7 protein-coding genes are annotated in these 6,191 nt (G+C 70.7%); all 7 read right to left on the bottom strand.

The window, feature by feature from the left end; genetic code table 11:
• Positions 1 to 135: 135 nt before the first annotated feature.
• Complete coding sequence (locus QSK20_RS12140) at positions 136 to 1,197, bottom strand: ParB/RepB/Spo0J family partition protein (protein WP_285788675.1); 1,062 nt, start codon at positions 1,195 to 1,197, stop codon at positions 136 to 138.
• Positions 1,198 to 1,224: 27 nt separating this feature from the next.
• A complete protein-coding gene (locus QSK20_RS12135; protein WP_502888884.1) occupies positions 1,225 to 2,583 on the bottom strand; it encodes a ParA family protein in 1,359 nt (452 codons plus the stop codon).
• A gap of 303 nt (positions 2,584 to 2,886) precedes the next feature.
• Positions 2,887 to 3,585 carry a 16S rRNA (guanine(527)-N(7))-methyltransferase RsmG gene (gene rsmG, locus QSK20_RS12130; RefSeq protein WP_502888888.1) on the bottom strand — a complete coding sequence of 233 codons (699 nt, stop codon included), beginning with the start codon at positions 3,583 to 3,585 and terminating at the stop codon, positions 2,887 to 2,889.
• A 127-nt stretch (positions 3,586 to 3,712) separates the two neighbouring features.
• The gene (locus QSK20_RS12125) at positions 3,713 to 4,291 is read right to left on the bottom strand and encodes a Jag family protein (protein ID WP_285788674.1); all 579 of its coding nucleotides are present in this window, start codon (positions 4,289 to 4,291) and stop codon (positions 3,713 to 3,715) included.
• A 211-nt stretch (positions 4,292 to 4,502) separates the two neighbouring features.
• Complete coding sequence (yidC, locus tag QSK20_RS12120; RefSeq protein WP_285788673.1) at positions 4,503 to 5,477, bottom strand: membrane protein insertase YidC; 975 nt, start codon at positions 5,475 to 5,477, stop codon at positions 4,503 to 4,505.
• A 3-nt stretch (positions 5,478 to 5,480) separates the two neighbouring features.
• Positions 5,481 to 5,720 carry a membrane protein insertion efficiency factor YidD gene (gene yidD / locus QSK20_RS12115; protein WP_285788672.1) on the bottom strand — a complete coding sequence of 80 codons (240 nt, stop codon included), beginning with the start codon at positions 5,718 to 5,720 and terminating at the stop codon, positions 5,481 to 5,483.
• Positions 5,721 to 5,764: 44 nt separating this feature from the next.
• Positions 5,765 to 6,181, bottom strand: a complete 417-nt coding sequence (gene rnpA, locus QSK20_RS12110; RefSeq protein ID WP_285788671.1) for a ribonuclease P protein component — start codon at positions 6,179 to 6,181, stop codon at positions 5,765 to 5,767.
• Positions 6,182 to 6,191: the final 10 nt, after the last annotated feature.

Below are 6,191 nucleotides of genomic sequence, written 5' to 3'. Positions count from 1 at the left end.
CGGCGGGCGGCGGGCGGCGGGCGGCGGGCGGCGGGCGGCGACGAAATATAGAACGACCGCGAGCCGGGTCGGGTTCCGGGTCGCGGTCGTTTCCTGTCGCGGAGGCGGCAGATCCTCCGGTCCTGGGTGGTGGGCTCAGGCCTCCGGTTCCTCCTCCTGCCCGACGCCGATGAGCCCCACGATCCGTTCGAGGTCGTCCACCGTGGCGAACTCGATCGTGATCTTGCCCTTGTTCCGACCGATGTCCACCTTGACGCGGGTGTCGAACCGGTCGGAGAGACGGTCGGCGAGATCGGTCAGGGCGGGCGCGTGCGGCTTGGGCCGACGCCGGGCGGCCGGCGTCTTCGTGCCCTCGTCGCTGAGGGCCAGCGAGACGATCTCCTCGGTCGCCCGCACCGAGAGGCCCTCGGCCACGATGCGCAGTGCGAGCTGTTCCTGGGCCTCGGACTCGTCGAGACTCAGCAGGGCACGGGCATGCCCGGCCGAGAGCACCCCGGCCGCCACCCGCCGTTGCACCTGGGGCGGCAGGTTGAGCAGTCGGATGGTGTTGGAGATCTGCGGACGGCTCCGCCCGATGCGTCGGGCCAGTTCCTCGTGGGTGGCCCCGAACTCCTCCAGCAGTTGCTGGTACGCGGCCGCCTCTTCGAGCGGGTTGAGGTTGGCGCGGTGGATGTTCTCCAGCAGCGCGTCTCGGAGCATCGCGTCGTCCCGGGTGTCCCGGACGATCGCGGGGATGCTCTCCCGGCCGACTGCCTGGGCAGCCCGCCAACGGCGCTCGCCCATGACCAGTTCGTACTTCTCGCCGTCGAGCTGGCGGACCACGATGGGCTGGAGGAAGCCGACCTGCTCGATCGAGGTCTTCAGCTCCTCCAGGGCCTCCTCGTCAAAGACCTGCCGGGGCTGCTTCGGGTTGGGGACGATCGAGTCGACCAGGATCTCGGCGAACCGGGCTCCCGGCACCGGAGAAAGTTGAATCGCGGCCGGGGCCGCCTCCGGTGCCGGGGCGGACGGCGTCGGCGTACCGGGGGACGGGGACGTGCCCACGACTGCGTCGGCCGACGCAGTCGACCCCACAGCCGGGGCGGCCTCCGAAGCGGGTGTCGGGGTCGGGGTCGGGGTTTCCGGCGTCTCCACGGGACCGGTGGGGATCAGCGCCCCCAGCCCCCGACCCAGTCCGCCACGCGGACGGTTCTTCATGCGACGCCTCCCAGCGACTTACCCGCACTACCCATTCCGGCTCACCGGCTCCTTGACGCCACGCTCGGCGATTTCCTGCGCGGCTGCGAAGTAACTGGTGGCACCTCGTGAACCGGGATCGTAGGTCATCACCGACTGGCCGTAACTGGGGGCCTCCGAGACCCGTACGTTACGGGGGATGACCGCCTGGAGCACCTTGTCGCCGAAGTGGTTCCGGACGTCCTGCTCCACCGCGTCCGCCAACCGGGTACGACGGTCGTACATGGTGAGCAGGATCGTGGACACCTCAAGCATCGGGTTCAGGTGCTTACGAACCAGGTTGATGTTGTTGATGAGCTGGTTCAGCCCCTCCAGCGCGTAGTACTCGCACTGAATCGGGATGAGCACCTCCTGCGCGGCCACCAACGCGTTCACGGTGAGCAGGCCGAGTGACGGCGGGCAGTCGATGAAGACGTAGTCGAAGTGCCCCGGGTAGGCGGCGATGGCGCGGGCGAGCCTCGACTCCCGGGCCACCACCGAGACCAACTCGATCTCGGCGCCCGCGAGGTCGATGGTGGCCGGTACGCACCAGAGGTTCGGGATGCCCTCCACCCCCTGGGCCACCTCCTCCAGGGGCACACTGTCGATCAGGCAGTCGTACACGTCCGGCACGCCGGTGTGGTGCGGGACGTTGAGCCCGGTCGAGGCGTTGCCCTGCGGGTCCAGGTCGACCACGAGGACCCGGTTCCCGTGCAGGGCGAGCGCCACCGCCAGGTTCACCGTGGTCGTGGTCTTCCCCACGCCACCCTTCTGGTTCGCGACGCACATCACCCGGGTCCGCTCGGGGCGCGGCATGGTGACCTCGCCACTGGGATTCAGGATCTGCACGGCGCGCATAGCCTCCATAGCCAACGGTGGGTCATCCTCTTCGCGCGTCGGAGTTTCACGTGAAACGTACGCGTCGCCGACCGATTCCCCGTACGGAGAGCCGACCGACGACGTGGGCGTGTCGATGGTGCTGAGCGGCGGCCCGGAGATCGCCGCCGGACCGGGCTGGTGCGGTACCGCAGCTGCCGGGGCAGGTACCGGAGAAGTGAGCGCGTCGACGGCTCTGCGGACCGGCTCCGGGCTCACCGCAGGATCGCGTCCGCCCTCCGGCTCCTGCGGCACCACCGGACCGGCGTCGGCTGTGGACCGCGCCCCGCCACGGGTGGACTCGGCTCGCCCGCCGTAGACCGACCCGTCCCGGGGAGAGGCCGTGGCCCGGCCCACCGACCCGACGTTCTCGTGCCGAGCGGAGACCGGCCAGCTCACCGGCTCGGTTTCACGTGAAACGGGGGTGGCCGTGGCGCGTTCTGCCCGTCGTCCGGTCACCCCGGATTCGTCGTACCTGCCGTCGTCATGCACCTGTCATCCCTGCCCGCTTCGGATGGTCGGTCCGCATACCGTCGCTGCCGCACGTGCTCCACGAAGCGTACGGCCCGGCGGGGGCGACCGGGACCCGGTACACCGGCCGTCGTTCGCCCCACACTATCGACGCGCGGCCCAGCCTACGGCGGACGGGCGGAGAAGGTCCATGCCGTGGATCTCAGCCGTCGATGCTCTCGCACAGGTTTCAACGACCCAACGGAGGACCAGGACTTCGGTCGAGCCGCAGCTTCCCGCCGTTCCCGGGTGCGGGAAACCCGACCGGGACAGCGGAAACCGGAATCAGCGACTCCGCGACCGGCCGCCTCGACGCTTCGCCCGGCGTGCTTTGCTCGCCGGGCCGACCACACGTTCCCGCACGATCTCCACGACGGTCGTCGGCGGGTCGATGACGTCCACGCCGCACCGGTGCACGGTCGGTTCGCCACCGCCGAGTCGCTCCACCGTGGCCGCATGCTCGGCGATCTCTTCGGCGGCGGAGGAGCCCTTCAACGCGACGAGCCGTCCACCCCGGACGGTCAGCGGTAGACACCAGGATGCCAACCGGTCGAGCGGGGCCACCGCCCGTGCGGTGACCACGTCGGCGCTGAACGGGTCGCCGCCACCGGGGCTGGCGGCGGCTTCCTCGGCCCGCCCCCGGAACACCCGGACCATCCGGGTCAACCCGAGCCCCTCGACCGCCTCGATCAGGAAGGCGGTGCGGCGGGCGAGCGGTTCGACAAGCGTCACGCGCAGATCCGGGCGGGCGATGGCAAGCACCATGCCGGGCAGCCCTGCGCCGGATCCGACGTCGATGACCGTCGCGCCCTCGGGAATCCGTTCCGCCACCGCCGCGCAGTTGAGCAGGTGCCGGTCCCAGATCCGGGGGGCCTCCCGGGGACCGATCAGGCCACGCACCACGCCGTCGGTGACAAGCAGTTCGGCGTACGCGGCGGCCAGATCGAGCCGGTCGCCGAAGAGCGACCGCGCCGCCTCCGCCAGTTCCGGCGGCAGCACCGCGTCCCGGGCGGAGGGGACGGTGGAGGAGGTTTCAGGGTCGACAGGCGACGGCCCGGGTGGCGTACCACCCGGGCCGGAAACGCCAGCCGTGGCGTCGGAGGTCACCAGGTCAGTCCGCCGGCCGGACGATGATCCGACGGCTGGGCTCGACGCCCTCGGACTCGCTCTCCACGCCGGCCATCGCGTTCACCACGTCGTGCACGCACTTGCGCTCGAACGCGGACATCGGCTCCAGCCGGACCGGCTCGCCGTACTCCTTGACCTTCTCCACCGCGTTCTTGGCGACGGCGGCCAACTCCTTGCGGCGGTTGGCCCGGTAGCCGCCGACGTCCAGCAGCAGTCGGCTCGGCGTGCCGGTCTGCCGGAACACCGCCAGCCGGGTCAGCTCCTGGAGCGCCTCCAGGGTGGCGCCACGCTGCCCGACCAGGTTCTGCAGGCGGGTGCCGACCACCTCGACCACCGGCCGGCCACCCGACACCAGCTCGTCGATGTCCCCGTCGTAGTCGAGGATGTCGAGCAGACCTTCGACGTAGTCCGCCGCGATCTCGCTCTGCCGGAACAGGTCGCTGTCCGCCGGGGCCTTCTTCCCGCGCGCCTCGGCCTCGGTCTCCTCGGTTTCGCTCTCCGCGATCGGAGCAGCGTCCTTGTCCGGGGACTGGTCGGCGCGGGGGATGCTGGTGTCGGTCACGGTTCATCTCCGTACTTCGTTCGGCCGGACCGTCGGGTCCGTTGGTTTCCCGGTGCCGGCGGAAGGTCCCACCGGTGCCACCGGGCACGTCTGTACGGGCAGTGTCGCCCGTGACCGCGCGGTCGCGCGGTGGATCCGCCGACGTCGGCCGTGGGCCGGTGGTACGGATCCGGCCGCCACCGGGCGGGCCCGGTGGCGGCGCGTGGATCGGTCAGCCCTGTCGCTTGGCGGGCCGGTTCTTCTTCGGGTTGACCGGCTTGGCGCCCGGCTTCGGGCCGGCGACCTTGGGGGTGGTGGGCTTCACCGGGGCCGGCGCGGGCTTGGTCCGACCAAGGAGGGTCTTGGTCGGCTGCGCCGTGGTACGGCCGCCGGTGCCCGTCTTACCGGTCACGGTGGGCGGCGGCGGGTACTTGCGAAGCACCCACTGCTGCTGGCCGAGGGTGAAGAGGTTGTTGGTGACCCAGTAGATGATCACACCGATCGGGAAGATCGCGCCGGAGATCAACAGCGACAGCGGGATGCCGTAGAGCATCAGTCGCTGGATCATCCGCTGCTGCGGATCCTCCGCCCAACCGGTCTTGAGAATCATCTGGCGGCTGGTCAGGTAGGTGGTGCCCATCATGACCAGGACCAGGATGCCGGCGATGACCTTGACGGTGGTGCCGTTCGCGCCGAGTCGGGACAGCTCCTCGGCGGTGGAGCCGAACTTGCCCGCGATCGGGGCGGTGAAGAGCGAGGCCGCGGAGGCGCTCTCGAACTGCTCGACCGTCCAGCCGTACAGGGTCTTGCCCTGGTTGGCCGGGTCGAGGCGGCGGAGCACGTGGAAGAGGCCGAGGAAGACGGGGATCTGGAGGAACATCGGAAGGCAGCCCATGAGCGGGTTGGCCTTTTCCTTCCGATAGAGCTCCATCATCTCTTTCTGGAGCGTCTCCCGGTCACCCTTGTGCTTCTCCTGAAGCGCCTTGACCTGCGGCTGCAACGCCTGCATGGCCCGCTGCGACTTGATCTGCTTGACGAAGACCGGGAAGAGGATCACCCGTACGGTGACCACCAGAAAGACGATGGCCAGGATCCAGGCCCAGTTCGTGCCCGCCACCGCGCCGTCCGGCACCCCGATGGCGTCCCAGGCCGAATGCCAGGCCAGCAGGATCCACGAGATCGCGTAGTAGATCCAGTCGAGACTCAATTCTCAGGCTCCAGTCTCATCGGCGCGGCGGCGGCCGCCCGGCTCCGGCACCGGGTCATATCCACCGGGGTGGAAGGGGTGGCAGCGCAACAGCCGCCGGATCGTCAGGACGGTCCCCCGGAACGCGCCGTGCCGGGTGACGGCCTCCAGACCGTAGGCGCTGCACGACGGGTAGAACCGACAGCGGGCCGGCAGTGCCGGGCTTATCCAACGACGGTACGCGATGATGGGTCCGACCAGCATCCGGGCACCGAGTGTCGGTGGCCGGGGTGCGGCGGAACCGCTGCTCACCGGGACCGCCGGCTCCGGGGCGCCCGCGCCGAGGCGACGGCCGCGTCCAGGTCGGTACCGAGCCGGGCGTAGCTCGCCCCGGCCGCTGCGGGAAGTGCGCGTACCACGAGGGTGCTGCCGGCCGGCAGCGTGGCGAGCCGTTCCCGGACGAGGTGCCGCAGTCGGCGGCGGACCCGGTTGCGGACCACCGCAGGCCCGACCGCCTTGGACACGACGAAGCCGGCGCGGGTCGGTGCGGAGGATTCCTCCGCACCCGCTGCCCGCGCCGGCTCCGGCGAAGACGGTGCCTCGAACCCGACTGTCGGTGGCAGAGCCAGGTGGACGACGACCGCGCCGCGGCCGGCGCGACGCCCACCACGGATCGCTGCGGCGAAGTCGGTGCTGCGCCGCAGTCGCTGCGCGGCGGCCAGCACGACTGCCCAC

It is taken from the genome of Micromonospora sp. NBRC 101691 (assembly GCF_030269285.1).
GTDB classification, from domain to species: Bacteria; Actinomycetota; Actinomycetes; order Mycobacteriales; family Micromonosporaceae; genus Micromonospora; species Micromonospora echinospora.
Note: the sequence above shows the minus strand (reverse complement) of the source record. Positions and strands in the feature narration are given on the sequence as shown.

Bases quoted from the DNA above. Each gene is read 5' to 3' on its own strand.
- yidD (WP_285788672.1), bottom strand. From the start codon at position 5,720: ATGCTGGTCGGACCCATCATCGCGTACCGTCGTTGGATAAGCCCGGCA.
- QSK20_RS12140 (WP_285788675.1), bottom strand. From the start codon at position 1,197: ATGAAGAACCGTCCGCGTGGCGGACTGGGTCGGGGGCTGGGGGCGCTG.